We start from the raw sequence: 26,893 nt of genomic DNA on the forward strand, positions 1-26,893 counted from the left end.
TTTTATAACCATTAAGGGTTATTTTGGTCGGTCACTTTTCGCTTTTAAGAGAGAAATATGTACTAGAAAATGGACGTGTTCGAATGGGGAAAATGATTAAAAGCAAGTCCTTTCAAAGTTTATTCCTCAGTTTGTTACTCATCATTTGTTTATCAACCATTCCATATAAAAAAGCATTAACTTTTCAGTTAGAGAACACCGGAAAGGTTCTTGTATATATTCCACTCGGTGAAAATCCAGAATTTAAAATAAAATATACACATTCGATTCATCTATCAGATGTAGTTGAAAGTTATAAGATAACGACTAAAGATGAGATCAAACAAGTTGAACTGGAATTTTCTGATTTTTCGATTGGTATGCCTGAAAACGCATCAGATGGAGAAATCTTTGAACAAAAGAATGGAAAGTACTATATAAAAAACATGAATCGACTCTTTCCTTATTTCGATTTAAGAACAGGAAAAGTGCGTGCAAACCATACGGTTATGTTTAATAACAAGAACTACCCTTTAAATGAATACATTGAGCCCGGTACTTGGGTTAGAATAAAGGTTACCAAAATGAACCTTTATCAACAATGGAAAGGAGTGAATATCATTGGCGGATAAATTTGAAACTTTAACACAAGAACAACAAGATGAACTTTTAGAAAAGTATGATCCGGAAGCAGGCACGAGGAAATTAACAGGAGTACTTGGCTGGATTGTGTTTATTGGCTTGCTATCATTTTCATTATTCCAGTTATATACAGGGATTTTCGGTGTGTTAACTGCTCAATTACAACGTTCTATTCATTTGGGCTTTGCATTGGCCCTTATCTTTCTGCTATTTCCTGCAAGAAAGTATAAAAGAGGAAAGCATCATAAGATAGCGTGGTACGATGGAATACTAGCTATTGCTTCAGTGGCAGTAGGAGCATACTGGCCACTAATGATTGATGATTTAGTATTACGAGTAGGGATGCTAACGTCAATGGACTTCTATATCGGAATACTTGCTATTATTCTCGTGCTTGAAGCGACTCGACGTGCAGTAGGTTTACCGATTACGATAATTGCTTTAGTGTTTCTGGCATATGCCGTATATGGTCCTTATATGCCAAGCTTCCTAGCACATAGAGGATTATCACTAGAACGACTCGTCCAAACGATGTTTTATACAACCGAAGGAATACTCGGAACACCACTTGGAGTATCTTCAACATATATTTTCTTGTTTTTACTATTTGGTGCCTTCCTTGTGAAAACAGGGGTAGGTCAATACTTTAATGACTTAGCTGTTTCGATTGCGGGCAAGAGAATTGGAGGACCTGCGAAGGTAGCAATCTTTTCTAGTGCCTTACAAGGAACCATTAGTGGTAGCTCCGTAGCGAATGTAGTAACTTCTGGATCTTTTACGATTCCGATGATGAAAAAGCTTGGTTATAAAAAGGAGTTTGCGGGTGCAGTTGAGGCAGCTGCTTCAACAGGTGGGCAATTGATGCCTCCAATCATGGGGGCAGCTGCATTCTTAATGGTAGAATTCATTGGTGGAATCACTTATTGGGAAATTGCAAAAGCAGCTGCCATTCCAGCCTTGCTTTATTTTGCTGGAATATGGATCATGACGCACTTCGAAGCAAAGCGACTAGGTTTACGTGGATTAAAGCAAGAAGAGATGCCTAATCGAAAAGAAGTCTTAAAGAAATTTTATTTATTAGCTCCAATCATTGCTGTTATTGTCTTGATGACCTCTGGTATGACAATAACTCGGGCAGCATTATGGTCTATCATTGTCGCCATTATTGTCGGGGCAATAAATAAACAAACACGCCTCGGTCTTAGAGGAATGATTGAAGCTTTAGTTGATGGTGCAAGAACAGCGCTTGGAGTAGCGGCAGCTACGGCAGCGGCTGGAATTATCGTTGGAGTTGTAACTAAGACAGGATTAGGCTTAAAGCTTGCTAATGGACTTTTAGACTTAGCTGGTGGTGCTTTGATTCCTACTTTAATGCTAACTATGTTAGCAGCCATTGTTTTAGGAATGGGATCACCAACAACGGCTAATTATGTTATCACTTCAACGATTGCCGCGCCAGCGATTATTTTGCTTGGTGTTCCTGACTTATCAGCTCACTTATTTGTGTTCTATTTTGGAATCATAGCTGATATCACTCCTCCGGTAGCTTTAGCAGCTTTTGCAGCAGCTGGGGTATCGGGAGGCGAGCCAATTCGAACAGGGGTAAATTCGGCAAAGCTAGCGATTGCAGCCTTTATTATCCCGTATATGTTTGTTTTATCTCCAGAATTACTTATGATTAATACGACATGGACTTATCTCATTTGGGTCGTTTTCTCTGCACTTGCAGGTATGATGGCAATCGGAGCAGGGGTTATTGGATATTGGATGAGAAAGCTGTTTTGGTTTGAAAGAATTGCTGGGATTGTTGGAGGAATATTGCTTATTTATCCAGAGGGTATGACAGACATCATTGGTCTAGTAATATTTGGTGTGTTAGTGGCGCTCCAAATACTGGTGAAAAGAGCTGAACCAACAACGGCAGTAAATTAAATAATTTAGCTAAAGAGCCTAACTAATGAAAGGCTCTTTTTGCTTTTTCGGTAGTACGGATAATATATTATTTATTTTAAATAACCTGCTTTGTTTACGTAATAAACAGTAGGCACGAATCGTATGTTGGTTGATTTCGCTTATTTGAATGGTTCTTTGAGTAATCGTTTGTTTGTCAGAAATATAGATGATTTCTATTAGTTGTTTTTCGTTTAGTGCCTTACTTAAAAATCGTCGCATTTTCATCCCTCACGATTTAGGTTTATACTATCATTATATACGAACAAACGTTCTTTATTCAATGTAATAAAAAAGTGTGGATAAAAATCCACACTTTTTTCTTTACTCATTTTTTTCAAGTTCTTGGTCGATCGTTCCTTCATAATAATCATCACTTACTTGTTCGTGTGTCTCAGCTAACCCCATTTCAAGCTGACTTTTACCATTATAGTCAGAAGGCTCAAAAGTTTTCCCAGCAATTTGTGAAGAATCACTCTTTTTCATAAAGTAACCACCTCTCAGTCATTTACCTGATTATTTTTTGATAAAAGAGAGTAGCCCATACAAAATAAAAAATAAAAAACTGCTTATATTTCGCAGTTTTAAGGGTAATATTAATTTTTTCTAGTTTTACATTTACTGCCACACTTGCAAATCACACTATGTTTTAAATATTTAATGGGAGTTTGACATTTAGAGCATACACTGTTATACATATTATCGCCTACTTTTTTATTTATTATTACTTAGTTTTCACTACAAGCTTTACATACACATTAAGCTCAAGTTGATGACAATGACACGAAGTTTTGTTAACTTGTTAGCTACATCCTTTACTTCTCTTAAAAGTGGATATTTAAAATCTTCAATAATTCCAAAGTTTATATTTCAATGATAACACTTCTCATTAAAAAATCAATCCCTTTTTATAATTATTTTAATTAGATACTCATTTTAGTTAGTGAGTAATATGTAGTTTTTTAGGAAACATGAATAGAAAAACGGCGATCTGAGGTTTCTCAGACCGCCGTTTTTCATGCTTCTTTCACTGGGGGTAATATTGGGTGTCCTTGTGGAGAATCTGAACTTGAAAGAACAAAAGAGGCACCTGTTGAAGCTGTTAGAATACAAGCGATAGCAACAATAGAATAGATTATTTTTTTCATAAAATCCTCCTAGTTGTTTTTATTTAAATAATATATTGCTTTCTCAAACATACCATTTGATTGATAATGCTTGGAAAGTAATTGATAAAACATAAGCAAGTCATCTTTATTCTCATTAGAACTTTCTAAGTAAGGAATAACTGTTAAGATAACATATTGGATTGACTTTGAATGATTCTCTAGTGCTAGCAGGTAATATTTTGAAAGAATGGAGTACTTTTTATTATTTAAAGTTTCAGATAGAGTGAACGTAATAGTAAAGGCTTCTTTTGCTACCTTATGTAGTTTTATCTCAAAAGCAACTTGGCCCTTAACGTACTGTGTGATGAGAAAATGTGTAGTTTGTGGTAGTTGTAAGGAAAGACTTTTATTTAAATAAAATATTGCTTCATCGTAGTCTTCAAGCTTTTTATAAAGAAGCCCGATATTATGATAAATCTGAGGTAGGAGATTTGTTTCTTTTAATAATATGGCATTTCTTTCTAAATGTTGAAAACAGCTCTTCGCTTCTTCAAAGATACCAGAATGAGTATAGTTAATTCCCAATAGCATTAGGCAATGGAGGATTCGGATAAAATTATGCTCATTCATATACGACTGAAGGGCCGCTTTTGCAAAGTGAATCGCATGACCGGACTCTTGTAAGGCTGCCTTTACCATCGAACGGTAATATAAGAATTCGCCAGAAGAGTCATGACTTACAGGAAATAACGTGTCAAACTGTTGATCCGCTTGTTCAAATTGACCCTTTAATATATACAGTACCGTAATGCAATAATTAAATAAATAGATTTCATGTTGGGAAAATGATTTCTTAAGTTTATTTAGAATTTCCTTTTGTTGGTCAGCTCGGTCTACAATACCAAGAAATAATAGGTAGCGCATCTTATACAGCTCATAAGTATGTAGGTAAGAGGTAAATGGAATAATGGCTTCATAATCCTTTAACTGGATGATAATATCCTCAACCTCTTTTTTTTGATAAAAGTAAATTTTTTCATTTAATTTCGTTAGTAAGTGTCCGATAATATTCTCCTGTTCCTCGGCACGATTCATGCTAATATGCAATCGATCGAGAAGGAGAGAGACGGTTTCATCGTTAGCTTCTTTTCCATTGTTTTCAATTTTACTCAAATGGGAAACGGAACAAATTCCATTAGCAAGCTCTTTTTGGGTAAGCCCTTTTTGTGTCCGGTAATATTTAATTAAAGGTCCAAATTGCAACGAAATCACCTCCTAATTCTTTTACTTTATCACCGTTACCATGAATGTAAACCTGTTTTTCAGACTTTTTCGAATATAGGAAAAAAGGACGGTATTTCGAACATAACAAAACCATCCAGAGAATATAGGATGGTTTTGAAAAAATACCTATCTTACGCGAGGGAATCCAAATCCTGAAGCATAGTCATCTCCAGCTGCTGTACCAATTCCGCCGTTAATATCATATAATTTTGCACGATTTTGTAATTCGCTTCTTAGTTGTGTATGTGTTAGGGATGGACTAGCCGACCATATTTTAGCTGCTAAACCGGAAACATGTGGAGTAGCCATGGATGTACCGCTAATCGTGTTATATCCACCATTGTACCAAGTTGATTCAATTGCTGCACCAGGTGCTGATACCTCTACATCACGCTCTTGAATGACGAAATCAGCATCTGTATTTGGGTTACCTCTTGAAGAAAAATCAGCAACACGGTAAGTACCATTTTGTTGTACATTTTCTAGTGCAGCCACCGCAACAGCATTTACTAACGCGCCAGGGTAGCCAATCGTATTGCTTGCCGAACCACTATTACCGGCAGCTGCAACTACCAACAAACCTTTGCTGTAAGCATAATCAACTGCATTCGCAATCATGGTATCTTTTGTGCTTGAGCCAAGAGACATGGAGATAATAACTTTGGAACCTGTTCTAGTAGCTTCATCGGCTGCGTGGCGAATGGCTCCAGCGATATCATCGGAATACCCAGAACCACGGTCATTTAACACTTTATACGCCCAAAGATCAGACTCTGGTGCCACACCATAGATACCAAGGCCATCGCTACCACCGTGTGCCAAAACAGTCCCTGCAACATGCGTTCCATGACCGTTTTTATCGGAGCACGAGCCATTTATTAAAGGTGAACGATTTTGAGTGAAGTCCTTACACTGTTCTGCTGAACCTGCTAAGTCAATATGGCTTGTGTACACACCGGTATCTAATACAGCAACTTTAATTCCTGCTCCACCAGATGTTTGTTGTACGGAACTATCATTATAAATGGCTTGAATTCCCCAAGGGGTTTGGTCAGTTGGGAGAGCTTGGGTAGATACTCCAGGCTTTGCTTTTGCTTCTGTACGATTCTCAAGACTTATTTCTTCGACTAACTGGATAGTTAGATTCTTGTTTTTAAGTAGAGCATGGTATTGACTTTCATTTACAGATGTTGTAAATCCGTCCGTGCCAAAATCCCATCGTGAACCGAATGCTTGCTTTGCTTTTACCTTTTCACTCTGAGGTCCTTGAATGTGAACTCGATACGTATCCTTTGAAGCGCTCTCCTGCTGGGCACCTAAGGCACCGCTCGCAAATAATGATAATCCCATTGCTGCACTAATAAGCACAGATCCTAAAGTTCTTTTTTTCATGAATGAACTCCTTCCTGACTTAAAGGTTCAACCTACGAGGTTGTAAGGTTAGTATAGTGATAATTTTCTGACAAAATCAATAGACTTATAGAGTTTAAAAGTTGGGAAAATTTCTTGATATAAAAGAGAGGAAGGGGGATTATTTCAAATTTAATCAAGGAAAATTTTAATATAAAGGGTTTGATATTGACAAATCTTTTAAATCAGGTATAATAAGTGATGTACTTTATAACGATCTGTTAGCTCAGTTGGGAGAGCATCACCTTGACAGGGTGGGGGTCGGGGGTTCAAGTCCCTCACAGGTCATCTTAAAAAAGGCTCAAAAACCCTATATTTTTTAGGGTTTTGGGCCTTTTTTGTTTATGTTAAACGAGTCATTGCTACCCAATTATATAAATGAGGGGTTTTTGGTTACATTAAGGTTGGAGGTGACTTTAAATGGTAGATAAGAAAAAGGAAAGAAATACTGCTGAAGAGGTCGAGGCTAATCAAGCGGAAGCATTGCGTAACCAGGCTGGTTCATCTGGTAAATATGGTACCGAATTTGCTAGTACCGACAACAAAGTAACCAGAAAAATTGAACCTTAAGAAAGATAATAATACTGAAACAATTGGACCCAAAATGAGGGTCCCTTTTTTATTCTCTTTAGTTAGCCTTTTATTTAACGGAACAGTGGCTAAATTTTCCTAAATAATATATTAGACATTGAAGATAATATATTTGTCTACCCGGTGAGTTTAGAGGGAGGACATTGGAGGTGCATTACCATTTTCGGAATGTTATTCTTCCTATTTATTTTGTTAGCTATTGCTATAGGGGTATCATTTGTGAATAACCGAAATAAACCTTTAGCAGTGATAACAAGACCTTTACAAAAGAACCAATTCAAGGAGGAATTTGCTATGGAAAAAGAAACAAAAGTTATTAAAGAAAGTGTTAAGTCTACAGAAAATGACAAAATTGAAAAAATAGCTGCAGCAAAGGTTGAAGCTGAAATCGGTGAGGAGCTAACACCTTTGAAAAGCCAATTAGAAACAATTCAACACGCGTTAAACCAAGTAAGTTCAGGTGGACAACAATCTTCTATGTCTTATTCTGGACAGAATCAACAGCAATCAAATCAACAGCAATCAAATCAACTGCTAGGCCAGTTACAACAATTTAGTTCACAAGCTCAACAACAACAGCAAAAAACATTCCAACAGTTACAGCAATCTATTCACCAAGCTACACAAATGTTAAGCAATGTAGAACAATCACTACAGTCCGTTAATTTGTTAAATCAAATCTCTCAGCAAATTAACCAATCACAACAGCAATTACAACAGCAATATCAGCAACAAAACCAAGGGCAAATGGGTATGAGCTCTGGTATGAACAGTAATCAATCTTACCAACAATAAATTTATATTGAATGTAGCTGATATCTCTTTCCTGTCAGCTACATTCATATACATAAAAAAACAATATTAGTAGTTGAAATATAATATCCCCAGTCTTAAATTTTTTATGTAATTATACAAGTATTGTACACGGGATTTTATTCTTTTTATCATTAGAAAAAAGAGAGTTGTCTTTTGACACTCTCTTTTTCTGTTTCCACAATAAAAAAGACGGAGCACCGTCTTAGATGGCATTAGCTTTAGGAACTTCAATAGGGGATATTTCTAGTGTATGAAGAGTAATTTCTGGTCTACTGCCAATGCGAACATTAAATGATGTTTGTCCTAATCCTTCATTAATATAGAATGGTTTTCCGTCCATTACATGAAGTCCTTTGATTATATTCATTCGTGGAAGTTTCCCCATTTTAACTAGATGGTATGCTTTAGGGTAACAAATTTGTCCGCCATGAAAATGACCAGATAACAAGTAATCAAAGTGATAATTTTTCATGTGAAGAACAATGTTAGGATCATGAGTTAAAACTAAGTTCGTCCCTTGGTTAACGTTAGCAAATGAAGTGGATAGGTCACTTCGTTTTGTACTAAAGTCATCAATGCCAATTATGTTAACGGGGTTCCCCTGAACAATTATCGTTTCAGATTGGTTATTCAGTACTTTACAGTTGTGAGCTTCAAGCGTCTCAATTAACATATTGAGATTCTTGTCTCGTAGTATATAGTCATGATTACCAAGTACTGCATATATACCATGTTTAGCCCCCAATTTATTTAAGACGGTTAAATAAGGAACTAACTTAGGAATCGAACGCTTTCGGTCTAGGAAATCCCCCGTTAACGCAATTAGATCAAGTTTTTCATGCTTCAGCTTATTATAAAGTTGATCTGGAGTAATGGAAATATTTTCTAAGTGTAAATCAGAGAGTTGAAGAATATTTAAAGTCGGTACAAATTGGTTTGGCTGTTGTAGCGGAGAATTTATATTAATTTTATTAATAATCACTTCATGGGTATTTCGATTGGCTTTATTAATCAATAATAACAGAATGATTATAATTGCCATCATTAGAATAAAGTTCATTAACATTCCCCCTTCTAGACTCCAATTATACATAACAAAGGACAAAAGAGTTATGGTAATTGATAGTGTTATTAACAAATAAATCTAAGAAGCCGGGGAATGTCTACCTTATTGTCCTCCTTATTTGTATGCTGAAAAGAACAATTCATTATAGAAAAAACATTTTCGGTACCTTTTTAACACTTCTGATTTAAAACCTAATTGATGAAAATAATCTAAGTAACTATCCTCTTTTTGTATGTAATTCCCATTATCATATTTGTTCATATACCAATTACTAATAGGATTATGATCGGTTAAATATGGCTCAATTACAATAATTCTCCCATCGTTTTTTAAAATTCTTTGAAATTCTTTAATATAAATTGACACTTTTTGAGGCGGAATGTGATGAAGTACAGCAACAATTAATACAATATCAACGAAACGATCTGCTAGTCGTATTTGATCATTTTCAAATACATCAAATGAATATTCTGGATACATTCTTTTGGCAAAATTAACTCGAGTTAAATCGGGTTCTATTCCATAGTAATGACTGGGATTGAATAAAGTACAGTTAGCCCCAGTGCCTGCTCCAAAGTCTAGAACAACCTTATTTTCAAGAGGGAAATGTTGTTTTATATTCGAGTGAATATACTTTCTTGTACTCCATTTCGGGCGAACTAACCTATGATAAAAAGATGGAGATAATTCCAACTTACTTTCACTCCTTATTAAGTTTTCTAATTATTTTTTAACAATCTTCTTTATTATGTTTATATGGGATTTATTTTAGCCGGAAGTAAAAAATCATTTCCGATAGGATTACGATACGGAGGCATTCCTTTAATATGGGATGCTTTTTTGATAGCAATTACTTTTTGTAGAGTCCTTTTTGGAACCGTTCTATAGGATTAGTAACCTTTTGTGTCGAATAGGTAACCCAATAACCAAAAACATCCTTAAAAAGGAGTGGAAGAGACTATGAAAACACGAGTAACGGAGATTTTTGGAATTAAATATCCAATTGTGCAAGGGGGCCTTGCCTATCTTGCTTATGCTGAATTAGCAGCTGCGGTCTCAAATGCAGGAGGGCTTGGACAAATTACTGCAGCAACACTACGTACACCGGAAAGACTTCGCGAGGAAATCCTTAAAGTACGTACACTTACTAATAAGCCATTTGGTGTGAATTTTGCCATTGCTAGACATGATGGTCAATATCAAGAACTACTTGAGGTTGCTATTGAGGAAAAGGTACCAGCAATATCTATAACGGGAGCTAATCCGCAACCTGTTTTTGAACGAATTAAAGGAGAAGACATGAAAACACTTGTACTTGTATCAGGGGTTAGACAAGCGCAGAAAGCGGAAGAATTAGGTGCAGATGCGGTAATGGCTGTGGGACAGGAAGGTGGAGGACATTTGGGGCGTGACGATATTGGTACAATGGTACTTGTTCCCCGTGTCGTTGATTCTATATCCATTCCGGTACTAGCCAGTGGGGGTATTGGAGATGGCCGCGGTTTACTGGCCGCTTTTGCACTTGGGGCCGAAGGAATTGAAATGGGAACTCGCTTTATAGCCACTCAAGAATGTGTTCACGCAAATGAAAAGTATAAACAGGAAATTTTAAGCGCAACAGAGACGGATACTGTTGTGATTAAGAGAACACTGGGGTCACCAGGAAGAGTCTTAAAATCTGAATATACACAGGGGATTATCCAACGGGAACAGGGCGGAGCAACCTATGAAGATTTGAAAGATATGATCAGCGGTAAAGCTAATGCCAGATATATATACGATGGAAGTAAAACAGAAGGTTTCGGATGGGCAGGACAGATAATAGGTCTAATCAACAATATCCCTACGGTTCAAAACTTATTTGATGAGATGATTGTAACTGCAGAAACAGGATTGGCCCGTGTAAATAATATAATTGAGGGACGGACCGACGAATAAACGCAGAACCCAAATTATAGTGATAATATTTTATAAATTAGAAAAAAATAGTCCTAAGAAAGGAGGGATTGCGAATGTTTGTTAAAAAGTGGTTCACAGGACTAGTTGTCTTACTTGGGATACTTGCGGTTATGTCAATACCAGCTTCAATCGGCGTGTCTGCCGAATCCGGCGTCATCACACAGCCTATGGAGACGGTAAAAACGATTGAGGTCGAGTTGAATGATAATTATTTTAATCCTAATGTAATCACTATTCCCAATGAGAGTACGACAACATTGAAATTGAAAAACATGGGTAAAAAAGAGCACACCTTCACTGTCGAAAAGCTTGGAATTGACGTGGAAGTCCAGCCGGGAAAAGAAAAATCCATCACAGTGAAACCGACAAACCCGGGTACATATGAACTGATATGTCGGTACCATATCAAGGAAGGTATGGTTGGGAAAGTAATAGTCAAATAACAAGATGGGTCAATTGATGACCTGTAAAAATTAGACAAGTATTTATAGGGCAACCTCAAAGATCTGATTTCGTTATTCTACGGACTCAGATCTTTAATTTTGCTGAAAAAAAATACCTCAAACAATATCGGTTCTGATTGATGGAACTCATTGATTTGACCATTAGTAAGTAATTTCATATAGTAATATTCAAGTGGGTGTTTGAATAAGGGGGTTGAGTCATCAATTATGTGAGGACAGGGGAAAAGGTCATCTACATAATAGAAAGGGAGAGATATGGGAATGTATGATGTTCTTGTTGTAGGTGCTGGTCAAGCGGGATTAGCCATGGGATATTACTTAAAAAAGAGTAAACGATCGTTTCTTATTCTTGATCAATCGAGTGTAATTGGGGAGAGTTGGAGGAAAAGGTATGACTCATTAACCCTTTTTACTCCTAGAATATATAGTTCCTTACCCGGCCTAATATTAGAGGGTAATCAAGAGAGTTATCCAACGAAGAATGAGATAAGTGAGTATTTATCTCTATATGCTAAAACCTTCTCGCTTCCAGTTCAACTAAATACATATATTATGAAGTTAGAAGAGAAGGATTATTCTTATGTACTTACAACAAATAAGGGGGAGTTCCGAGCCAGAAATGTTGTTGTAGCAACTGGCCCCTTTCAAAAGCCTATTATCCCTGAATTTTATAAAAATCTATTAAAAGGAATCATGCAATTACACTCTTCCAAGTATAAGAATCCTAGCCAGTTGAAGGAAGGTATAACACTTGTTGTAGGTGGAGGGAATTCGGGTGCACAAATTGCAGCAGAGATTGCCGAAGATAGAAACGTTTATTTATCTGTAGGTCATCCCTTAAGATTTCTTCCTCAAGATATTGGAACCAAGAGTATCTTTTGGTGGTTTGATAAATTAGGTGTATTAAAGGTTAATGTGAATAGTAAGATAGGAAAATATTTAAAGAATATGCCTGATCCCATCTTTGGTTTCGAACTGAAAGAAAAAATCAAACAAGGGAAGGTCACCATTAAACCGAGGGTAATGTCAGCACAAGGGTCACAGGTGGCCTTTGATGATGGGAGTTTATTAAAAGTAAACAATATTATTTGGTCTACAGGATTTAAGGCTGACTATTCGTGGATTGATATCCCATCTATATTTGACAACAACGGACTTCCGATACATGAGAGAGGAGTCACTAGCAAAAAAGGGTTATTTTTTCTAGGTATGCCTTGGCAATATCGAAAAGGTTCTGCCATACTACAAGGTGTTGGAATGGATGCTAGGTATATCTCTAACAAACTGTAAAAGTAGAAAGGTTATGACATATGAAAAGATTATTTATTTATTTTACCAGTGTATTATTTGGGGTATTGCCAACAGTGGTTTTTGCTCACACAGAATTATCTTCCTCCTACCCTGAATCGGGTCAAGTAATTACAGACGAAATGAAAGAAATTAATCTTTCATTTGCCGGAGAAATTGAAGCGTTAAGTACAATGAGTTTAATGAAGGATGGGCAAGAGATCAATTTCACAAGTGTACAAACTCAAGGAAATCAATTAGTTGGAGTATTAGATCAACCCCTTAAGAGTGGGTCTTATTTACTTAACTGGAATATTGCTGGAGAGGATGGACATCCAATTACAGGAGAAATTCCCTTCGTGGTTCAATTGCCTAATGAAGAAAAAAGTGAACAGGTAGAGGAACCAGTCCAAGAAGAAAAAATCCATAATGAACATGTAAATGTTAGCCTCAGTGAAAATACTAGCAATAACCATATCAGAAAAATAGTCATACCGGGAGTCGTTTTGCTTTTATTAATAATTGGTATGGTTACTCTTTTCAGAAAGAAGATATAATATGAGCTTTTTAATTGCTGTTACAGAACTAATTAACTATATACTCTATTCCGTTCTCTCAGGGTATGTCGCGCTTCAATTCGTTTCCGGAGATCGTAAACCTACAAGCAAAGTTTCTAAGAAATATATACTCTTAACTCTATTAGGAATCTACGTTTGTAGTCTTGGGCCTGTTGCGCAAGTTATCTCATATTTCAGTGAATCGGTTGGTTTTACCTTAGCTACCTACTCGGTCTTAACGGATTTTCAAGTGGGGAGAGCTTGGATAATAACGGGTTTTCTATCGGTGTTCTTTTGGATCACAATATTATTAAAGGGTTCTAAATATATACAAGCTATTTTACTTCTGTTAATGGTTTTGACAGTAGGATATGGAAGCCATATAGCATCGTTATCCTTTTTGGGAGGTTTGTTTGCTCATTCTACACACTTCCTAGCAGTAACACTATGGACAGGAATCCTTATACATGTGGCATGGTTTTCAAATGACATGCAAAAATGGTCGAGATTCCTAAGGTGGTTTACTCCATTTGCTATCTTTTGCTTAATTATCATATTCGGGAGTGGTATTTCATTAATGATTTATGCTGTTGAGCCAAAGTACTATATTAGTTCATGGATACTACCCTACGGTCAGATGCTCTTGCTCAAACATATTAGTATAATTCCTTTACTACTTTTCGCCTTTATTAACGGAGCGTTGCTAAAAAAAATCCAAATGGCATCTATTTATAACCCCCGTCCATGGGTAAAAGCAGAAGGTATATTTATTTTAATCGCCTATTATTTCACCAGTATTATGGGTACTTTATCTCCCCCGCACGAAGTTGATTTTACCGTAAAGTCGGAAGGGGCTTCAGAATGGGTAGAATGGCTTTTAGGTAAAGAGATTCTTACGTCGCTAGGTATTGGTTTAAGAGGCAATAGTAATTCCATGATTTTACTAGTAATGGCTTTACTATTTTTAGTGATGATTTATGCTAGTGTTAAGCAAGTTAAACCACTAGCTGCTGTGTTTTTGGGCATTAGTTTTATATTTACCATGTACTTCGGACTAATGTTCTCTTTAACTGTATAAGATTTCGGTTTACAAATAATTTTTTTTAAAAAAAAGACTACCTTTATGATGTAAATTAGGAGGTGATATACATTTATGAAAACTTGTATATCTCACCTTTTTTCTGTTATCTCCTAGTACTAGCACCCAACAATAAGCGATTCCATACAATAACATGGCGATTTCATTAGGAATGTTAAGACGGCCATATAAATGGAGGGTGACTGAATGTTTTATCATGTAAAGGAACTACAGTATCAAGCGAAACCTGAAAGGCCCGATCCGCTGTATGCGAAAAAACTGCAGGAAGTGCTAGGTGGACAATTCGGCGAAATATCTGTTGCGATGCAGTATTTGTTCCAAGGGTGGGCTGTACGTGGTAATGGGAAATATAAGGATTTATTAATGGATACGGGTGCAGAAGAGTTAGCCCATATTGAAATGTTAGCGACAATGATTGCAAGACTGTTAGATGGAGCTCCGGTTGGAGATTTGGAGGACGCTGCTAAAGATCCTGTTCTTGGAGCTATTTTAGGTGGAATGAACCCACAACATGCGATTGTTTCTGGACTTGGTGCAATGCCGGCAGATAGTGTAGGCAATAGATGGACGGCAGATTATATCATTGCCAGCGGAAATCTATTAGCTGATTTCAGAGCGAATTTAAATGCTGAATCACAGGGGAGATTACAGGTAGTAAGATTGTATGAAATGACAAATGACCGAGGAGTCAAGGATATGCTTTCTTGGTTAATCGCTCGTGATACGATGCATCAAAACCAGTGGATTGCAGCTATTAAGGAACTAGAAGCTAAAGAAAATGTTGTAGTTCCAAGTACGTTCCCTCGTAATTTGGAAAAAAGAGAAGTATCCCATGTGTTGTTTAATTTATCGGCTGGAAATGAAAGTGCCGCCGGTCGATGGGCTAGCGGTCCAAGTATGGACGGTGAAGGAGTGTTCCAATATGTAGAGAATCCGGTACCTCTTGCTAAGAAACCTAAGTTAAACCCTGCCCCACCATATATTCATGATACACCTCCGGCTGTACTTAAAGATGTAAAGGGAAAAATTCCTCCGAGTATGTTATAAATCATAGCTACTAGAGGCCATTATCCAAGAGGATAATGGCCCTCTTTAGGGTACCATTAGATATGGTGATTTCCATTATAATACATACATATACACGCATAGGAAATGGGAGGTCGTTCCTAGCATGATAAAGATATGAAAAATTTCATGAAAACCCATATAACGTGATTGAAGAAATTTTGGTTTGGCTCCGTAGATAATCCCGCCTATAGTGTAAAAGATACCTCCAAGTACAAGTAGGAATAAACCAGCGCTACTTAGAATCTCTGCAAGTGGGGAAGCGACAAAGATGACCATCCAACCCATTAAAAGGTAGATAGAGGTTGACAACCAACGTGGACAATTGAACCAAATCATTTTAAATAAGACTCCACAAAGTGCTGCAAATACAATAATAGAAAACATTACCCATCCTGTTATACCATTCAAGCTTATAAGACAAAAAGGAGTATATGTCCCTGCGATTAATATAAAAATCATCGAGTGATCCAGCCTGCGAAGAATAGCGATAATCGAATCCTTTGCAACGACCATATGATACGTAGCAGAAGCTGAATAAAGCAAAATCATGCTAATCCCAAAAATGATAACAGCTGTAATTGTAAGGGCAGAATTCGTTGTAAGTGCTGCCTTTATGACCATAGCTAACAACGCGATAAACGATAGAATGGCACCCGCTAGGTGAGTGAGGCCATTTATTGGTTCTCTAATATAGGTAAGCATTTGCTTCTCTCCTTTTTGCATGTAGTTTTTATAACTACTTATTATAGTATACGTATTACAACAACTAGTCAACATTTACTAATGAACAATTGTGAAGTAAAATTAAAATGTACATGACGAGAAAAAGGAGAGTTTGATGAAGCATATAGACAAGCTTATTGAAGAGCTAGGGTTACAGCAACAAATTACCATGGAAGATATTCCAGCAATTGATTTATATATGGATCAAGTCATTCAATTGTTTGATCAGAAATTTAGTGAAACGAAAAGAAATGAAGAAGAGAAAATATTAACGAAAACAATGATAAACAATTACGCAAAGGATAAACTATTCATTCCTATAAAAAATAAGAAGTATTCAAAGGAACACCTTATACTAATTAGTCTAATATTCCAGCTTAAGGGTGGCTTGTCTATTAATGATATTAAAACCACTTTAGTTGGATTAAACGAAGGGATTCAGTCAGGTAATCTCGATTTAGAAAAATTCTATGCTTCTTTCCTAAATCTTGCTATGAAAAATGTAACTTCTTTTAACGAAGAGGTGAAATCACACTGGCAAGATGTGATTGAAGAAATGGAAGGCACCACTGAGGAAGGTAATTTATATTTAAAGAATGTTCTTCTGATTGCTTCTCTAATTAATATCAGTAATCATTATCGCCGGGTAGCTGAAAAGCTTGTTGACGAAATTAGTACGAAATAACACCGTTTTCCTTTATGGAAGAGGGTGTTTTTTGTTGGTTACCCTAAAGAAAGGGTTTACATCTCATGTTTGTTAGATTATCTAACATGGTATTTTCAGAATGTTTGTAAATAATATTGACTCTTTATATATATCGTTTAAAATAAACTTAATCGAACTAATGTTAACTTTTATGACACTATAATGTTAAGAAAAGTTACACAACTTAAATTGAGGGGGAAAAGAAAAATGGATGTAAACTACTTAATGAACAGTCTATGGGTAATGGTATCAGCAGTGTTAGTTATCTTCATGATCGGTGGGTTTATCATGCTAGAAGCTGGGTCCACTCGGATGAAGAACGCTGGCCACATTGCTGGAAAAACCATCTTTACATTTGGTTTAGCATCATTGGTATTTTGGGCAGTAGGATTTGGATTTATTTTTGGTGATAATCCTAACTTCTTTGTAGGCCTTTCAAACTTTTTCTACGGTGGGGCAGAATTAGATTTAGCACTTAATTCTTCCGTATTCTTTTTATTCCAATTAGCATTTGCAGGTATTGCAATTACAATAGCTCTTGGTGGATTTGCTGAACGGGCGAAATTATCCGTATATCTAATCTTTACTGTATTATTCTCAGCGTTAGTATATCCAGTCGTTGCACATTGGATTTGGGGCGGTGGCTGGTTAGCAGAACATGGAAAGCAAGACTTTGCTGGATCTACAGTTGTTCACTTAACTGGAGCAATGGCAGCATTTGCAGCTACTATACTATTAAAGCCTCGTATTGGAAAATATAATAAAGATGGCTCTGCGAACAATATTTATGGACATAACCAAGTATTCACAGCGTTAGGTGTTCTTATTCTTTGGGTAGGTTGGTTTGGATTCAATGCTGGTAGTACGGTTTCTGTTGATGCAGGATTCTTTGGATTTGTAGCACTTAACACGAACCTGGCTGCAGGTGCTGGTGCAGTAGCAGCGTTAATTATTTCTTGGGTTGTATTAGGGAAATCAGATATTCCTACCATTTTAAATGGGGCACTTGCAGGCTTAGTAGCAATAACAGCGTCTTGTGCGTTCGTTGATACTTGGGCAGCGGTTGTGATTGGATTTGTAGCTGGGATTCTAGTATTCTATAGCGCGAGATTTTTTGAAAAGAGAAAAATTGATGATCCAATCTTTGCTTTATCTGTACATGGTACAGCTGGGGTATGGGGAACTCTTTCAACAGGATTTTTTGCAACACCAGAACTTGCAACAGTTGGTAAGCCGGGATTATTCTATGGTGGTGGTTTAGAGCAGCTTGGAGTTCAGGCAATGGGTGTTGGTGTATCTGGTCTATACGCATTTGTAGTATCGTTCGTCATTCTTGTGATTGCGAAGAAGGTACTTGGCGGACTGCGTGTAACGGAAGAGGAAGAAATTATGGGTCTAGATGTAAGTGAACATGGTAGCTACGGATACCCTGAAGTATTTTTAACTAGTGAAAATCAAAAAGTTTCTTCATAATAATAAGGAGAGCCTCATTCTATGGGGCTTTCCTTATCTACTTAAAGGGCGTGTAAGATTTGAGTTCATATGAATCAATAAAACTATGGAAAGAAACTCATCTTGCAGAGCATATGTCTAATTCAGAATCTCTGAATAAGTTTCACGATGAGGTTATGATGAAGGTGTTTGAGACTGCGAGTGCCCGTATGAAATCTGAACCGCCGTGCTCCTTTGTTTGGTTTATTACCGGTAGCGGAGGACGTTTAGAACAAGGTTTAATTAGTGACCAAGATCATGGAATTGTTTTTCAACAAGCAAATCAAGAGGCAAGTCATTATTTTAGTAAGTTAGGTAATGAACTATCATTCGGATTACAAATAGTGGGTTACCCATTGTGTGAAGGAAAGGTTATGAGCTCAAACCCACTTTGGTGCCAAGATGCTGCCAGCTGGAATAAGCAGGTTGTAAGTTGGATGGAGGAAAGTAGTTGGGTCTCGATTCGTAATTTACAAATTTTCTATGATGCTAGAAACCTGGTAGGAGACATTGATCTCCTTTACCAATTAAAAGAAGTCATCCATGAATACTGTGATTCTCATCCGAAATTTTTAGGTCGTTTATTTGAAAATGTCAAACATGTAAAAAAGACCATTGGTCCACTAGGTCAAATCATTGTTGAAGAGAAGGGAATTCATGCTGGTGCAATTGATTTAAAGTACTCTGCTTTTATCCCTTATGTGAACGCAGTCCGGCTATTGGCGTGGAAAGAAGGGGTTTTTGAGACAAGTACAATAGGTAGATTAAGAGAATTAAACAAATTAGCCAAGTATGAGGAGTTGTCCCAGTATCAGGAAAATTTTTCGCAACTTCTTCAGTTCCGATTAGATCACCTTTCGTTGACTTCCTCTTATGATGATTCGCATTATTTATATGTAAAAAAACTTTCCAAAGACAATCAAAAACTAATAAAAAAAATATTGAAGGATGGAAAAAAGCTGCAGCAATATGTTCAAAGAATGATTGAAAAGGGTGGAAACCATGGCGTTTGAACCGTTTATTCATTTCATGAGGGGAATTCAGGGGAGGCTGGGGACAAATGTATATAGTGGCCTACAAGGTCAAAACGGTCAGCATGTTGCCTTTTTACGTCAAATTCAAAAAGAATTGAATTCAGACAATGCCTTGCTTATCCCGTTGTCTGAGTTGGAGGTGACAGTTTTTGACCTGGAAACAACAGGGTTCTTTCCAGAAAAGGGCGATGAAATTTTGTCCATTGGTGCGATTAAGATAAAAGGCTCGAATGTGAAAGAAACCGAAACCTTTTATTCTTTAGTTCGATATGATAAAGAACTTCCAGTTCATGTGAAGGAGTTAACTGGACTTTCTGAAGAAGAGCTAAAGAGTGCGCCGCCATTATCAAATGTTCTTTTGGATTTCTATCACTTTGTAAGAGGTACGCCACTTGTTGCACACCATTCAAATCATGAAAAGAACTTCCTGCAAGCAGCGAACTGGAAACAATTTAAAGCCCCTCAAAAACACCGCATTATTGATACCTCTTTTTTATCAAGGGTGGCTGATCCGGAATTAAATCAAAATAAACTTGAGGATATTTGTGAGCGATATGGAATAGAAGTAGTAGATAGGCATCATGCGCTAGGAGATGCTAAATTAACTGCTGTTCTATGGTGTGTTTTTAATGAAAAAGCTCAGCAAAAGGGATACGAAACCCTTCAAGATATATATAATCTTATGGCGAAGCTGTAAAAAGATCTAATAATTCTTCTTTACTTTTAAAAAAAGTTTGTGCTATTATTATCCATAAATGAACTGAATATTGGATTTCTTATCCAGAGTGGTGGAGGGGCTGGCCCGATGATACCCGGCAACCGATTTTCTATTTTTAGAAAACACGGTGCCAATTCCTGCAAGGTAATTATGCCTTGACAGATAAGAAGAGATGCTAACTATAAACCCTCTTCTTTGGAAGAGGGTTTTTTATTTTATTTAGGGAGGAAATAATTATGGAAACTGTAAGAGTGGTTCTTTTGGGATTTGGAACAGTGGGTTCTGGTGTGTACGACTCCATCCTTCATACTCATCAAGAGAAGCTAGAGAAGGTGATTGGCAAGAAGGTTGAAATAGTAGGGATTTTAGTAAAGACAGAAAAGGAACGACAACTACCAGGGGACGTAGTAGTAACTACAAACATTGACGAAATATTATCTCTCCCTAGCATTGATTATGTTTTCGAAGCGATTGTTGGTATTGAACCAGCATACTCCTATATAAAATTATTTCTAGATCGTGGGTGCCATTGTATAAGTGCAAACAAGGAGTTGCTGGCTAATCGTGGAGAGGAGCTTTCGGAATACGCTTTAGAACGTGGCAAATTTTTAACATTTGAGGCAGCTGTTGCTGGAGGCATTCCTCTTCTTAGAACGATTATTCAGCTTCTTCAGGTGAACGGAATTTTAGTGCTAGAGGGTATATTGAATGGAACGAGCAATTACATTCTATCAAAAATGAGAAATGAGAAACTAAGCTTTGAAGAATGCTTACAGGAGGCGCAGCAACTAGGTTATGCAGAAGCTAACCCAGAAAGTGATATTTCTGGAAGAGATGCTTTTTACAAGCAAATGATATTAAGTAGTTTAATATACCATGACCAGCCCGACTGGGAAAAGGTTGAGAGAATTGGTGTTGAACAGGTCGCTTTGGAAGATCTAGTCTTAGGTGAGGGACATGGGTTAAGGCTGAAACTATTGGCCTCTTTAAGAAGAGAAAATGAAGGGATTCAGGCAACTGTTAAGCCTACGTTTGTAAGCTCTGAACATCCTCTTTATAATGTGGAGGGTGTTGACAATGGAATCGTCATTAAAACGGATTTGGTTGGGACTCTTATGCTCCAAGGACCAGGAGCAGGGTCGAAAGCTACCGCAAGTGCAATGATTGAAGATTTGGTGCAGATTGAACAACAAAAGGAACCGTTACAAAAGGTTCATCGTTATAGCTATCAAGCACAAAACGAAAAAGAGAATCAACAAAGTATTTATTTAGCGCTATTTCCTTTACAAACAAAGGAGGAATGGCTGAGCTTAAAGGCAGTCATAAATGAAAACCTGAATCAAGTAAACATTCTTCAAGAAGTTGTAAAGGAGATTGATGGCAGTATATTCGGAAGTTTCTTGTACGAAGGAGCGCTAGAAAGTATAAGTCTACCTGTCTTATATAAGCGTTATCCTGTATCGCCGATTGGTCTAAAAAGAGGGATTTCCAATGTGGTTACCTCCTAAGGGATTAAAAAGAGGCATTTCTTTGCCTCTTTATTCATTAGGTAAGAATTGCTGCAATCTTTGGAGTTGATCTTTTGAAATAGCAGCATCACGGGTAAGTATATCCTTTAATACCGGGTCTACTGCAAGTGGGCTCATTGTTGTGGTTTTAGTTAAACTAAGGCTTTTAAATGTAATTAGTTCAAACAGTTCTAATGATTCGTGAACACCAAGTGTTTTCTCCAATAAAATTCCCTCCTTATTCATCTCTTTTATAGTTTCTCCTGCCGAAATATCTATTCATAGCACTTCTCTAATATAAATACGGAACTAAAATAGCTAGACGTAGGCACATAATTGTTACGTCTTTTTTGTATTTTAAAGCTTCGTTAGGCAAATAATATGTTTGCCAAATGGAGGTGCGACATGAGAAAACTATTAATTGTATTTGGAGTTATTATGCTTATCTTTGGTGTTGGTATCTATGCAATGACAAATGTGACAATTGATTACGCATTTGTACCCGATAATGAAGATATAAGAGAAGCAGAAAAAAGAACAAAAATAGCTTCTATGTCAAATGATGTGGAAATGGGGACACCAGAGCAGATTGAGTTAGGGCGGAAGTTATTTTACGAGGAAACCTTTGGGAATGAAGTGTTTTTTTCTGATATTTTAGGTATGTTTAATGGTCCATTAACATTAGGGAATATCGGTAAGGCAATTTTAAAATTAAATGGAGAGGGAACGAATAACCTGCAAGTCGAAGCATATGAGGATTTTTCTGCAGGTGATATTAATATAAAAAAAGGTGAATTATTTGATACAGGTCTTGATGTAGCGAAGGGGGCCAAGACACCCGTCGGTTTTAAGGTTGTATTTGACGAAGGCAGCTTAAAGGCTGGAGTAAGCTGTGCTGCTTGTCATGCAACAGTTGACTCAAAAGGGAAGATTATGGAGGGAGTCCCTAATACGGATTTGCAAATTGGGCTTTCTCTTGCGATGGGTACGAATACAGCAGCTTATTTCACTCATACAGAACTAGAGGATATTAAACGTTATATTAGTCAACATTCTATGGAAGTAGATACATCTGATGGAACAAAAGCTTCCTTGCCTGATACTGAGAAGTTTGAAAAATTCGTCGATGCCGAAATTATTAAATGGCCTGCAGGAAGTAACGACACGACCATTGATTTACATAATAATCCTGTTCAAATTCCTGATGCGATGACGAATGGTGATCGCCCTTTTGGTTGGAGTGGACAAGGTCAAATCGGCCCATTTAATGGAATCTCGGCTGCAATTAATAACGCTCATTCACAGAATATGGATGCGGTTTCAGCTTCTGAGATCAGTAAATATACGTTGAAAATAGATAAGGAAGTATATTTGGGAAGCATTTTACAAAATGCGGCGAATCCAAAGTATCGATATGATGGAAAGTCTTCGCAAAAGCCATCTGACTTTTTTGCGAAAGTAGACCCTACCCCGGGAGTACCTGGTGTGAATCGATTGACAAAATCACCTACCTATCCTAAAACTTCCTATATGACATCGGTTGGGGTCTTATCTAGCTCGGCAGGCTATAAGGTATATGAACAATTAGATGCGATGAGTGCATACATGAATTCCCTTTCGCCTGTACCCAGCGGGATACAAAAGAATAACGAAAAAGCGGAGAAAGGAGAAAGAGTATTTACAAAAGCAGGATGTATATCTTGTCATGCGGGAAGATTTGCAACGAGCAATAAGTTAATTCCGGTTGAGGAATTAAAAACAAATGGCTCACGAGCAAAGGGTTTTTCAGGATTGAAATCCTATCATGATGTACCAAAGGTTTATGAAGAAGGAACAAAAGTACCGCTTCCGGAAAATCCGAAATCAAAAATAATACACACAACACCCGAGCAGGAGCAATTACTTCGTCTAGCTTGGGGCTTTACGGAAACAAAAGGGGCTTACAAAACAATTAGCCTATATAACTTATCTAGAAGTGCGCCTTATCTACATGATGGAGGAGTGTCTGTTGGTGCAAATGGAGAGATTGGAGTAACAGAAACCATTTTACAAGGGAAACTTCCTGATCCATATCAAAGTTTAAAAGCAATGGTTGACTCCCGGTTAAGGGAAAAAGTTATTGAGAGCAATACAGCGAACAATGATTTATCTACGGTGAATGTCACTGGTAAGGGCCATTCCTTTTGGGTAGATGAAACGACGGGGTTCTCGGAATCTGAGCAGGATGCACTTATTCACTACTTGCTGACAATCACTGATTAGAAAGGGTGAATAGGATGAAGGCTGTAACTTATCAAGGAATCTTACATGTTGAAGTGAAAAATGTACCTGATCCATTTATTCAGCTCCCAGATGACATCATTGTAAGGGTTACTACCTCTTCCATTTGTGGATCAGATTTGCATTTATATCACGGGATGATTCCGAGTCTGGAAAAAGATTATGTGATTGGGCATGAAGCGGTTGGAGTCGTTGAAGAACTCGGAAGTGAAGTAAATGGATTAAAAAAAGGGGATAAGGTGGTCATCCCCTTTAATATCGGATGTGGGCATTGTTTTTACTGTGAAAATGGTCTTGAAAGCCAATGTGACCTAGCGAACAAAGAGGAAGAGCCAGAAGCGGGCGCAATGTTTGGTTGTTCACGACTATACGGAGATTATTCTGGTAGTCAAGCAGAGTGGGTAAGAGTTCCGTTTGCTAATTTTACTCGGTTTAAAGTCCCAGAGGAAAATGAGCTGCAAGATGATGCTCTTGTTCTTCTAGCTGATGCGATACCAACTGCGTATTGGGGAGTAGTCAACGCAGGTGTCATGCCTGGGGACACAGTAATAGTTATCGGAAGTGGGCCTATTGGTTTGTTAACACAGAAATTTGCTTGGTTAATGGGAGCTAGTCGTGTGATAGTAATCGACCGAATTCCTTATCGGTTAGAGCATGCGAGAAAAACCAATGGAGCAGAGGTGTTTAATTTAGAAGAGACAAATGATCTAGCGGACCTTTTGTTAGAGTTAACCAAAGGCGGGGCGGATGTTGTCATCGATTGTGTGGGAGCTAGTGGTAAAATGACACCGGTTGAGCTAGCTGAAACGGCACTTTTTCTCCAAGGTGGCGGCCTTACAGCAATTAAGATGGCTAGCCAAGTGGTAAGAAAGGGAGGAATTGTGCAACTTGTTGGTGTATATGGTCTCAGGTATAATGGGTTCCCTTTAGGTGATCTTTTTGCCAGAAATATTACGTTAAAAATGGGGTTTGCGCCGGTGATCCATAACATGCAATACCTTTATGATTTAATAAGTAAAGAGAAAATAAAGGTAAATGATATCATCACCCATCACATGCCTCTAACCGATGGAGAAAAAGCATTTAAGTTGTTTAATAAAAGGAAGGAAAATTGTTTAAAAATCATACTAAAACCGTAAAGGTAGGGGATATTCAGTAGCTTTTTACATAATATTGATGCCTCTTTTCCCATTAAAGCATAGCATGTAGTAATGGAGAAAGGAGGTCAAGAATTTGTGATTATCGCTGCGGGAATGTATGTAGAGACACCCCCTTTTCAATTATCCAGTAAGCAAGCTGAAATTTTTCATTACCTAAAAGACAGTAATGAAGTGCATAGATATGATCATATTAGACAGCTCTTATTTGAGCTGATTTTGCGAGAAAACATGATAGATAGTGCCGTTGCATTAAACGAAAGTGAAGTAGAATTTTCGGTATTTCAAACTTCCAAGTTTAACTCCTTGTATTGGAGGAAGACACCAAGAGGTTATATGCTTAGGCCCAGTGTATTGCCTTCAGTGGCCATTAAAGATATTTTTCATAATGGGAATGAGTACGGCTTTGAATGCTCTACTGCCATTGTTGTTATATTTTATTATGCTGTCCTTCAATCGATAGAGGAGCAAGCTTTTAATCAGCTTTTTAACCATCTTCTCGTTTGGGATTGGAGCTATGATGATGACCTTGGAATAATAACAAGAGTGGGTTCGGATTTTATTCCAGGAGATGTAATGTATTTTTATAATCCAGATTATGAAAACCCAGTTTGGATTGGAGAAAATGTTGTATTTTTAGGAGAAAATAAATACTTTGGTCATGGAATTGGAATAGGAACGGCAGAAGAAATGATTAAAGCCCTTAATACATTACGAAAAGAAGGTACAACAAGATCTGCGCGCTTAATACACCAGCACAGTCGGTTGAACTATAAGTATTTATCACAGTTTTCAAAGCAAATATTATGAATGTAAAAAGGACAATGGCTCAAATTATCAAATGAGCCATTGTCCTTTCATATTTATTTTATGTTCACTCTTTTTTCCATATAAAATTCGCTGTATACTATTATTATGGAAGGAAAGTAGGTTAGAATTACATGTTAAGAAAGCTTTTGATTGTTATCATTTTGTGCAGTGTCGGCTTTTTCTTGTTGCCGTATAGTTTGCCATTAGTTTTCGCTTTAATAACAGCTATATTTTTAGAAGGTTTAGTTGATTTTTATAAGAATAAATTAAGGATTGCACGAGTGCATGCAGTATTAGCATCATTCTTAACGTACATATTTGGTTTAGTAATCCTAGGCTATCACTTTTTTACTTTAATTATTCAACAAACCCTTCGTTTGTCAGAGAGCACACCGACATTTGTAAAGGATTTTTATCGTAGTACACTTTTACCGATAATGGGGAGTTTAGAGAGGTATTTACAGACACTTCCAGAAGAAGTGTTAAAATCGATGGAAAATACAATAGAGTCAAGTATTGCATCATTAGATGCCTTCTTACAAACTCTCTTTCAAACAATCATATCGTTATTAACAGCGATTCCTGGTTTCTTAATTGAGTTTTTAGTATACTTGGTTGCTCTATTTCTGTTTTCTTTAGAGCTTCCTAGGTTAAAAGAAAATATGAAAAAACATCTAACGGAGGGAAGTTTAAAGAAAGCCTCTCTTGTCATTAATCAGCTTACTCGGGCTGGGGTTGGGTTTATCAAGGCTCAGTTATTTTTAAGTGTCATTACCTTTGTGATGGCATTCACAGGATTATGGATTTTAGGGGTTTCAAATAAGACTCTTTTATCTTTACTCATAGTGATTGTTGATATACTGCCTATTTTAGGAACTGGTTCCGTGTTGGTTCCATGGGGGATTGTAGCAATTCTACAGGAAAATCAATTGCTTGGAGTTGGATTAATCATATTATTTGGGTTAATCACTGTTATTAGAAGAATTATTGAGCCGAAGGTATATTCCAGTAGTTTAGGTATTTCTCCATTAGCATCGTTAATAAGTCTATATATAGGGTTTAAGTTAATTGGTTTTCTCGGATTATTTGTAGGTCCTGCCATAGTAATTGTTTATGATACGTTAAAAAAAGCGAATGTAATAAAAGTAAATTATAAAATTTAAAAGCCATCAATAGATGGCTTTT

Annotated in this window: 28 protein-coding genes, 1 tRNA gene and 1 riboswitch; of the genes, 20 read left to right on the top strand and 9 right to left on the bottom strand. The window is 37.0% G+C overall.

Features of this window, described 5'->3' with window-relative positions; all coding sequences use genetic code 11:
* Nucleotides 1–83 precede the first annotated feature (83 nt).
* Both BKO01S_RS13885 and BKO01S_RS13890 read left to right on the top strand, forming a co-directional pair.
* Nucleotides 84–611 (top strand): DUF1850 domain-containing protein, encoded by a 528-nt coding sequence (locus BKO01S_RS13885; protein WP_066055031.1) that lies wholly within the window; start codon nucleotides 84–86, stop codon nucleotides 609–611.
* Nucleotides 601–2,553 (top strand): TRAP transporter permease, encoded by a 1,953-nt coding sequence (locus BKO01S_RS13890; protein WP_066054945.1) that lies wholly within the window; start codon nucleotides 601–603, stop codon nucleotides 2,551–2,553. Before BKO01S_RS13885 ends, BKO01S_RS13890 begins: the two co-directional genes overlap by 11 nt.
* A gap of 18 nt (nucleotides 2,554–2,571) precedes the next feature.
* Here the strand turns inward: BKO01S_RS13890 and BKO01S_RS13895 are convergent, their stop codons facing one another.
* The 5 genes from BKO01S_RS13895 to BKO01S_RS13905 form a co-directional block, all read right to left on the bottom strand.
* Nucleotides 2,572–2,793 carry a hypothetical protein gene (locus BKO01S_RS13895; RefSeq protein WP_066054948.1) on the bottom strand — a complete coding sequence of 74 codons (222 nt, stop codon included), beginning with the start codon at nucleotides 2,791–2,793 and terminating at the stop codon, nucleotides 2,572–2,574.
* 102 nt (nucleotides 2,794–2,895) lie between these two features.
* On the bottom strand, nucleotides 2,896–3,057 hold the full coding sequence (locus BKO01S_RS23980) for a YozQ family protein (protein ID WP_084362077.1): 162 nt from the start codon (nucleotides 3,055–3,057) through the stop codon (nucleotides 2,896–2,898).
* Between the two features lie 530 nt (nucleotides 3,058–3,587).
* Nucleotides 3,588–3,719, bottom strand: a complete 132-nt coding sequence (locus BKO01S_RS25025; protein ID WP_269748527.1) for a hypothetical protein — start codon at nucleotides 3,717–3,719, stop codon at nucleotides 3,588–3,590.
* 9 nt (nucleotides 3,720–3,728) lie between these two features.
* Nucleotides 3,729–4,943, bottom strand: a complete 1,215-nt coding sequence (locus BKO01S_RS13900) for a tetratricopeptide repeat protein (RefSeq protein WP_066054951.1) — start codon at nucleotides 4,941–4,943, stop codon at nucleotides 3,729–3,731.
* Nucleotides 4,944–5,090: 147 nt separating this feature from the next.
* Nucleotides 5,091–6,356 carry a S8 family peptidase gene (locus BKO01S_RS13905; protein WP_066054954.1) on the bottom strand — a complete coding sequence of 422 codons (1,266 nt, stop codon included), beginning with the start codon at nucleotides 6,354–6,356 and terminating at the stop codon, nucleotides 5,091–5,093.
* A gap of 233 nt (nucleotides 6,357–6,589) precedes the next feature.
* On the opposite strand from BKO01S_RS13905, the gene BKO01S_RS13910 reads away from it, so the two are divergent.
* The 3 genes from BKO01S_RS13910 to BKO01S_RS13915 all read left to right on the top strand — a co-directional run bounded on the left by BKO01S_RS13910 (nucleotide 6,590) and on the right by BKO01S_RS13915 (nucleotide 7,760).
* Nucleotides 6,590–6,662 (top strand) — tRNA-Val (locus tag BKO01S_RS13910).
* Between the two features lie 132 nt (nucleotides 6,663–6,794).
* On the top strand, nucleotides 6,795–6,944 hold the full coding sequence (locus BKO01S_RS24415) for a hypothetical protein (RefSeq protein WP_157077374.1): 150 nt from the start codon (nucleotides 6,795–6,797) through the stop codon (nucleotides 6,942–6,944).
* Between the two features lie 315 nt (nucleotides 6,945–7,259).
* Nucleotides 7,260–7,760 carry a hypothetical protein gene (locus BKO01S_RS13915; protein ID WP_084362083.1) on the top strand — a complete coding sequence of 167 codons (501 nt, stop codon included), beginning with the start codon at nucleotides 7,260–7,262 and terminating at the stop codon, nucleotides 7,758–7,760.
* Nucleotides 7,761–7,983: 223 nt separating this feature from the next.
* Here BKO01S_RS13915 and BKO01S_RS13920 read toward each other — a convergent pair whose 3' ends face one another.
* Together BKO01S_RS13920 and BKO01S_RS13925 are read right to left on the bottom strand one after the other, a co-directional pair.
* On the bottom strand, nucleotides 7,984–8,841 hold the full coding sequence (locus BKO01S_RS13920) for a metallophosphoesterase (RefSeq protein WP_066054962.1): 858 nt from the start codon (nucleotides 8,839–8,841) through the stop codon (nucleotides 7,984–7,986).
* A gap of 120 nt (nucleotides 8,842–8,961) precedes the next feature.
* On the bottom strand, nucleotides 8,962–9,540 hold the full coding sequence (locus BKO01S_RS13925) for a class I SAM-dependent methyltransferase (RefSeq protein WP_066054965.1): 579 nt from the start codon (nucleotides 9,538–9,540) through the stop codon (nucleotides 8,962–8,964).
* A gap of 267 nt (nucleotides 9,541–9,807) precedes the next feature.
* Between BKO01S_RS13925 and BKO01S_RS13930 the strand changes: the two genes are divergently transcribed.
* The 6 genes from BKO01S_RS13930 to BKO01S_RS13955 all read left to right on the top strand — a co-directional run bounded on the left by BKO01S_RS13930 (nucleotide 9,808) and on the right by BKO01S_RS13955 (nucleotide 15,260).
* Entirely contained in the window at nucleotides 9,808–10,785 is a 978-nt protein-coding gene (locus tag BKO01S_RS13930) for an NAD(P)H-dependent flavin oxidoreductase (protein ID WP_066054968.1), read from the top strand.
* 74 nt (nucleotides 10,786–10,859) lie between these two features.
* Complete coding sequence (locus tag BKO01S_RS13935; RefSeq protein ID WP_066054971.1) at nucleotides 10,860–11,249, top strand: cupredoxin domain-containing protein; 390 nt, start codon at nucleotides 10,860–10,862, stop codon at nucleotides 11,247–11,249.
* Nucleotides 11,250–11,531: 282 nt separating this feature from the next.
* Nucleotides 11,532–12,560 (top strand): flavin-containing monooxygenase, encoded by a 1,029-nt coding sequence (locus BKO01S_RS13940; protein ID WP_066055034.1) that lies wholly within the window; start codon nucleotides 11,532–11,534, stop codon nucleotides 12,558–12,560.
* Nucleotides 12,561–12,580: 20 nt separating this feature from the next.
* Nucleotides 12,581–13,114 (top strand): copper resistance CopC family protein, encoded by a 534-nt coding sequence (locus BKO01S_RS13945; RefSeq protein ID WP_066054975.1) that lies wholly within the window; start codon nucleotides 12,581–12,583, stop codon nucleotides 13,112–13,114.
* A gap of 1 nt (nucleotide 13,115) precedes the next feature.
* Nucleotides 13,116–14,192, top strand: a complete 1,077-nt coding sequence (locus tag BKO01S_RS13950) for a CopD family protein (protein WP_066054978.1) — start codon at nucleotides 13,116–13,118, stop codon at nucleotides 14,190–14,192.
* Between the two features lie 207 nt (nucleotides 14,193–14,399).
* Nucleotides 14,400–15,260: a manganese catalase gene (locus BKO01S_RS13955; protein ID WP_066054981.1), complete on the top strand. Its 861-nt coding sequence runs from the start codon at nucleotides 14,400–14,402 to the stop codon at nucleotides 15,258–15,260.
* A gap of 75 nt (nucleotides 15,261–15,335) precedes the next feature.
* Here BKO01S_RS13955 and trhA read toward each other — a convergent pair whose 3' ends face one another.
* On the bottom strand, nucleotides 15,336–15,983 hold the full coding sequence (gene trhA, locus BKO01S_RS13960; protein ID WP_066054984.1) for a PAQR family membrane homeostasis protein TrhA: 648 nt from the start codon (nucleotides 15,981–15,983) through the stop codon (nucleotides 15,336–15,338).
* A gap of 136 nt (nucleotides 15,984–16,119) precedes the next feature.
* Here trhA and BKO01S_RS13965 point away from each other — a divergent pair, with 136 nt between their 5' ends.
* The 5 genes from BKO01S_RS13965 to BKO01S_RS13985 all read left to right on the top strand — a co-directional run bounded on the left by BKO01S_RS13965 (nucleotide 16,120) and on the right by BKO01S_RS13985 (nucleotide 21,461).
* The gene (locus tag BKO01S_RS13965) at nucleotides 16,120–16,689 is read left to right on the top strand and encodes a DUF1836 domain-containing protein (protein ID WP_066054987.1); all 570 of its coding nucleotides are present in this window, start codon (nucleotides 16,120–16,122) and stop codon (nucleotides 16,687–16,689) included.
* Nucleotides 16,690–16,917: 228 nt separating this feature from the next.
* Nucleotides 16,918–18,183, top strand: coding sequence for an ammonium transporter (locus BKO01S_RS13970; protein WP_066054990.1), 1,266 nt, complete (start codon nucleotides 16,918–16,920; stop codon nucleotides 18,181–18,183).
* Between the two features lie 59 nt (nucleotides 18,184–18,242).
* Nucleotides 18,243–19,214 (top strand): DUF294 nucleotidyltransferase-like domain-containing protein, encoded by a 972-nt coding sequence (locus BKO01S_RS13975; RefSeq protein ID WP_066054993.1) that lies wholly within the window; start codon nucleotides 18,243–18,245, stop codon nucleotides 19,212–19,214.
* Entirely contained in the window at nucleotides 19,204–19,932 is a 729-nt protein-coding gene (locus BKO01S_RS13980) for an exonuclease domain-containing protein (RefSeq protein WP_066054996.1), read from the top strand. Before BKO01S_RS13975 ends, BKO01S_RS13980 begins: the two co-directional genes overlap by 11 nt.
* Nucleotides 19,933–20,008: 76 nt before the next feature.
* A riboswitch (SAM riboswitch) is annotated at nucleotides 20,009–20,122 on the top strand.
* Nucleotides 20,123–20,189: 67 nt separating this feature from the next.
* Nucleotides 20,190–21,461, top strand: a complete 1,272-nt coding sequence (locus BKO01S_RS13985; protein WP_084362080.1) for a homoserine dehydrogenase — start codon at nucleotides 20,190–20,192, stop codon at nucleotides 21,459–21,461.
* Nucleotides 21,462–21,491: 30 nt separating this feature from the next.
* On the opposite strand, the gene BKO01S_RS13990 is transcribed toward BKO01S_RS13985, so the two are convergent.
* A complete protein-coding gene (locus BKO01S_RS13990; protein WP_066055000.1) occupies nucleotides 21,492–21,707 on the bottom strand; it encodes a hypothetical protein in 216 nt (71 codons plus the stop codon).
* Nucleotides 21,708–21,866: 159 nt separating this feature from the next.
* Here BKO01S_RS13990 and BKO01S_RS13995 point away from each other — a divergent pair, with 159 nt between their 5' ends.
* The 4 genes from BKO01S_RS13995 (at nucleotide 21,867) to ytvI (ending at nucleotide 26,871) form a co-directional block, all read left to right on the top strand.
* A complete protein-coding gene (locus BKO01S_RS13995) occupies nucleotides 21,867–23,723 on the top strand; it encodes a di-heme oxidoredictase family protein (RefSeq protein ID WP_066055002.1) in 1,857 nt (618 codons plus the stop codon).
* A gap of 14 nt (nucleotides 23,724–23,737) precedes the next feature.
* Nucleotides 23,738–24,880, top strand: a complete 1,143-nt coding sequence (locus BKO01S_RS14000; RefSeq protein ID WP_066055006.1) for an alcohol dehydrogenase catalytic domain-containing protein — start codon at nucleotides 23,738–23,740, stop codon at nucleotides 24,878–24,880.
* A gap of 96 nt (nucleotides 24,881–24,976) precedes the next feature.
* On the top strand, nucleotides 24,977–25,708 hold the full coding sequence (gene tgl, locus BKO01S_RS14005; protein ID WP_232311242.1) for a spore coat transglutaminase TGL: 732 nt from the start codon (nucleotides 24,977–24,979) through the stop codon (nucleotides 25,706–25,708).
* A gap of 131 nt (nucleotides 25,709–25,839) precedes the next feature.
* The gene (gene ytvI / locus BKO01S_RS14010) at nucleotides 25,840–26,871 is read left to right on the top strand and encodes a sporulation integral membrane protein YtvI (protein ID WP_066055009.1); all 1,032 of its coding nucleotides are present in this window, start codon (nucleotides 25,840–25,842) and stop codon (nucleotides 26,869–26,871) included.
* Nucleotides 26,872–26,893 lie beyond the last annotated feature (22 nt).

Source organism: Robertmurraya korlensis NBRC 107688, assembly GCF_001591645.1.
Lineage (GTDB): Bacteria > Bacillota > Bacilli > Bacillales > Cytobacillaceae > Robertmurraya_A.

Excerpts from the sequence above, each read along its gene's own strand:
- BKO01S_RS13995 (WP_066055002.1), top strand. The coding sequence starts at position 21,867 with ATGAGAAAACTATTAATTGTATTTGGAGTTATTATGCTTATCTTTGGT.
- BKO01S_RS13915 (WP_084362083.1), top strand. The coding sequence starts at position 7,260 with ATGGAAAAAGAAACAAAAGTTATTAAAGAAAGTGTTAAGTCTACAGAA.
- BKO01S_RS23980 (WP_084362077.1), bottom strand. The coding sequence starts at position 3,057 with ATGAAAAAGAGTGATTCTTCACAAATTGCTGGGAAAACTTTTGAGCCT.
- BKO01S_RS13920 (WP_066054962.1), bottom strand. The coding sequence starts at position 8,841 with ATGAACTTTATTCTAATGATGGCAATTATAATCATTCTGTTATTATTG.
- BKO01S_RS13965 (WP_066054987.1), top strand. The coding sequence starts at position 16,120 with ATGAAGCATATAGACAAGCTTATTGAAGAGCTAGGGTTACAGCAACAA.
- BKO01S_RS24415 (WP_157077374.1), top strand. The coding sequence starts at position 6,795 with ATGGTAGATAAGAAAAAGGAAAGAAATACTGCTGAAGAGGTCGAGGCT.
- BKO01S_RS13990 (WP_066055000.1), bottom strand. The coding sequence starts at position 21,707 with ATGAATAAGGAGGGAATTTTATTGGAGAAAACACTTGGTGTTCACGAA.
- BKO01S_RS13905 (WP_066054954.1), bottom strand. The coding sequence starts at position 6,356 with ATGAAAAAAAGAACTTTAGGATCTGTGCTTATTAGTGCAGCAATGGGA.
- ytvI (WP_066055009.1), top strand. The coding sequence starts at position 25,840 with ATGTTAAGAAAGCTTTTGATTGTTATCATTTTGTGCAGTGTCGGCTTT.
- BKO01S_RS13985 (WP_084362080.1), top strand. The coding sequence starts at position 20,190 with ATGGAAACTGTAAGAGTGGTTCTTTTGGGATTTGGAACAGTGGGTTCT.
- BKO01S_RS13895 (WP_066054948.1), bottom strand. The coding sequence starts at position 2,793 with ATGCGACGATTTTTAAGTAAGGCACTAAACGAAAAACAACTAATAGAA.
- BKO01S_RS25025 (WP_269748527.1), bottom strand. The coding sequence starts at position 3,719 with ATGAAAAAAATAATCTATTCTATTGTTGCTATCGCTTGTATTCTAACA.
- BKO01S_RS14000 (WP_066055006.1), top strand. The coding sequence starts at position 23,738 with ATGAAGGCTGTAACTTATCAAGGAATCTTACATGTTGAAGTGAAAAAT.
- BKO01S_RS13950 (WP_066054978.1), top strand. The coding sequence starts at position 13,116 with ATGAGCTTTTTAATTGCTGTTACAGAACTAATTAACTATATACTCTAT.
- BKO01S_RS13935 (WP_066054971.1), top strand. The coding sequence starts at position 10,860 with ATGTTTGTTAAAAAGTGGTTCACAGGACTAGTTGTCTTACTTGGGATA.
- BKO01S_RS13940 (WP_066055034.1), top strand. The coding sequence starts at position 11,532 with ATGTATGATGTTCTTGTTGTAGGTGCTGGTCAAGCGGGATTAGCCATG.
- trhA (WP_066054984.1), bottom strand. The coding sequence starts at position 15,983 with ATGCTTACCTATATTAGAGAACCAATAAATGGCCTCACTCACCTAGCG.
- BKO01S_RS13885 (WP_066055031.1), top strand. The coding sequence starts at position 84 with ATGGGGAAAATGATTAAAAGCAAGTCCTTTCAAAGTTTATTCCTCAGT.
- BKO01S_RS13955 (WP_066054981.1), top strand. The coding sequence starts at position 14,400 with ATGTTTTATCATGTAAAGGAACTACAGTATCAAGCGAAACCTGAAAGG.
- BKO01S_RS13930 (WP_066054968.1), top strand. The coding sequence starts at position 9,808 with ATGAAAACACGAGTAACGGAGATTTTTGGAATTAAATATCCAATTGTG.
- BKO01S_RS13945 (WP_066054975.1), top strand. The coding sequence starts at position 12,581 with ATGAAAAGATTATTTATTTATTTTACCAGTGTATTATTTGGGGTATTG.
- BKO01S_RS13970 (WP_066054990.1), top strand. The coding sequence starts at position 16,918 with ATGGATGTAAACTACTTAATGAACAGTCTATGGGTAATGGTATCAGCA.
- BKO01S_RS13980 (WP_066054996.1), top strand. The coding sequence starts at position 19,204 with ATGGCGTTTGAACCGTTTATTCATTTCATGAGGGGAATTCAGGGGAGG.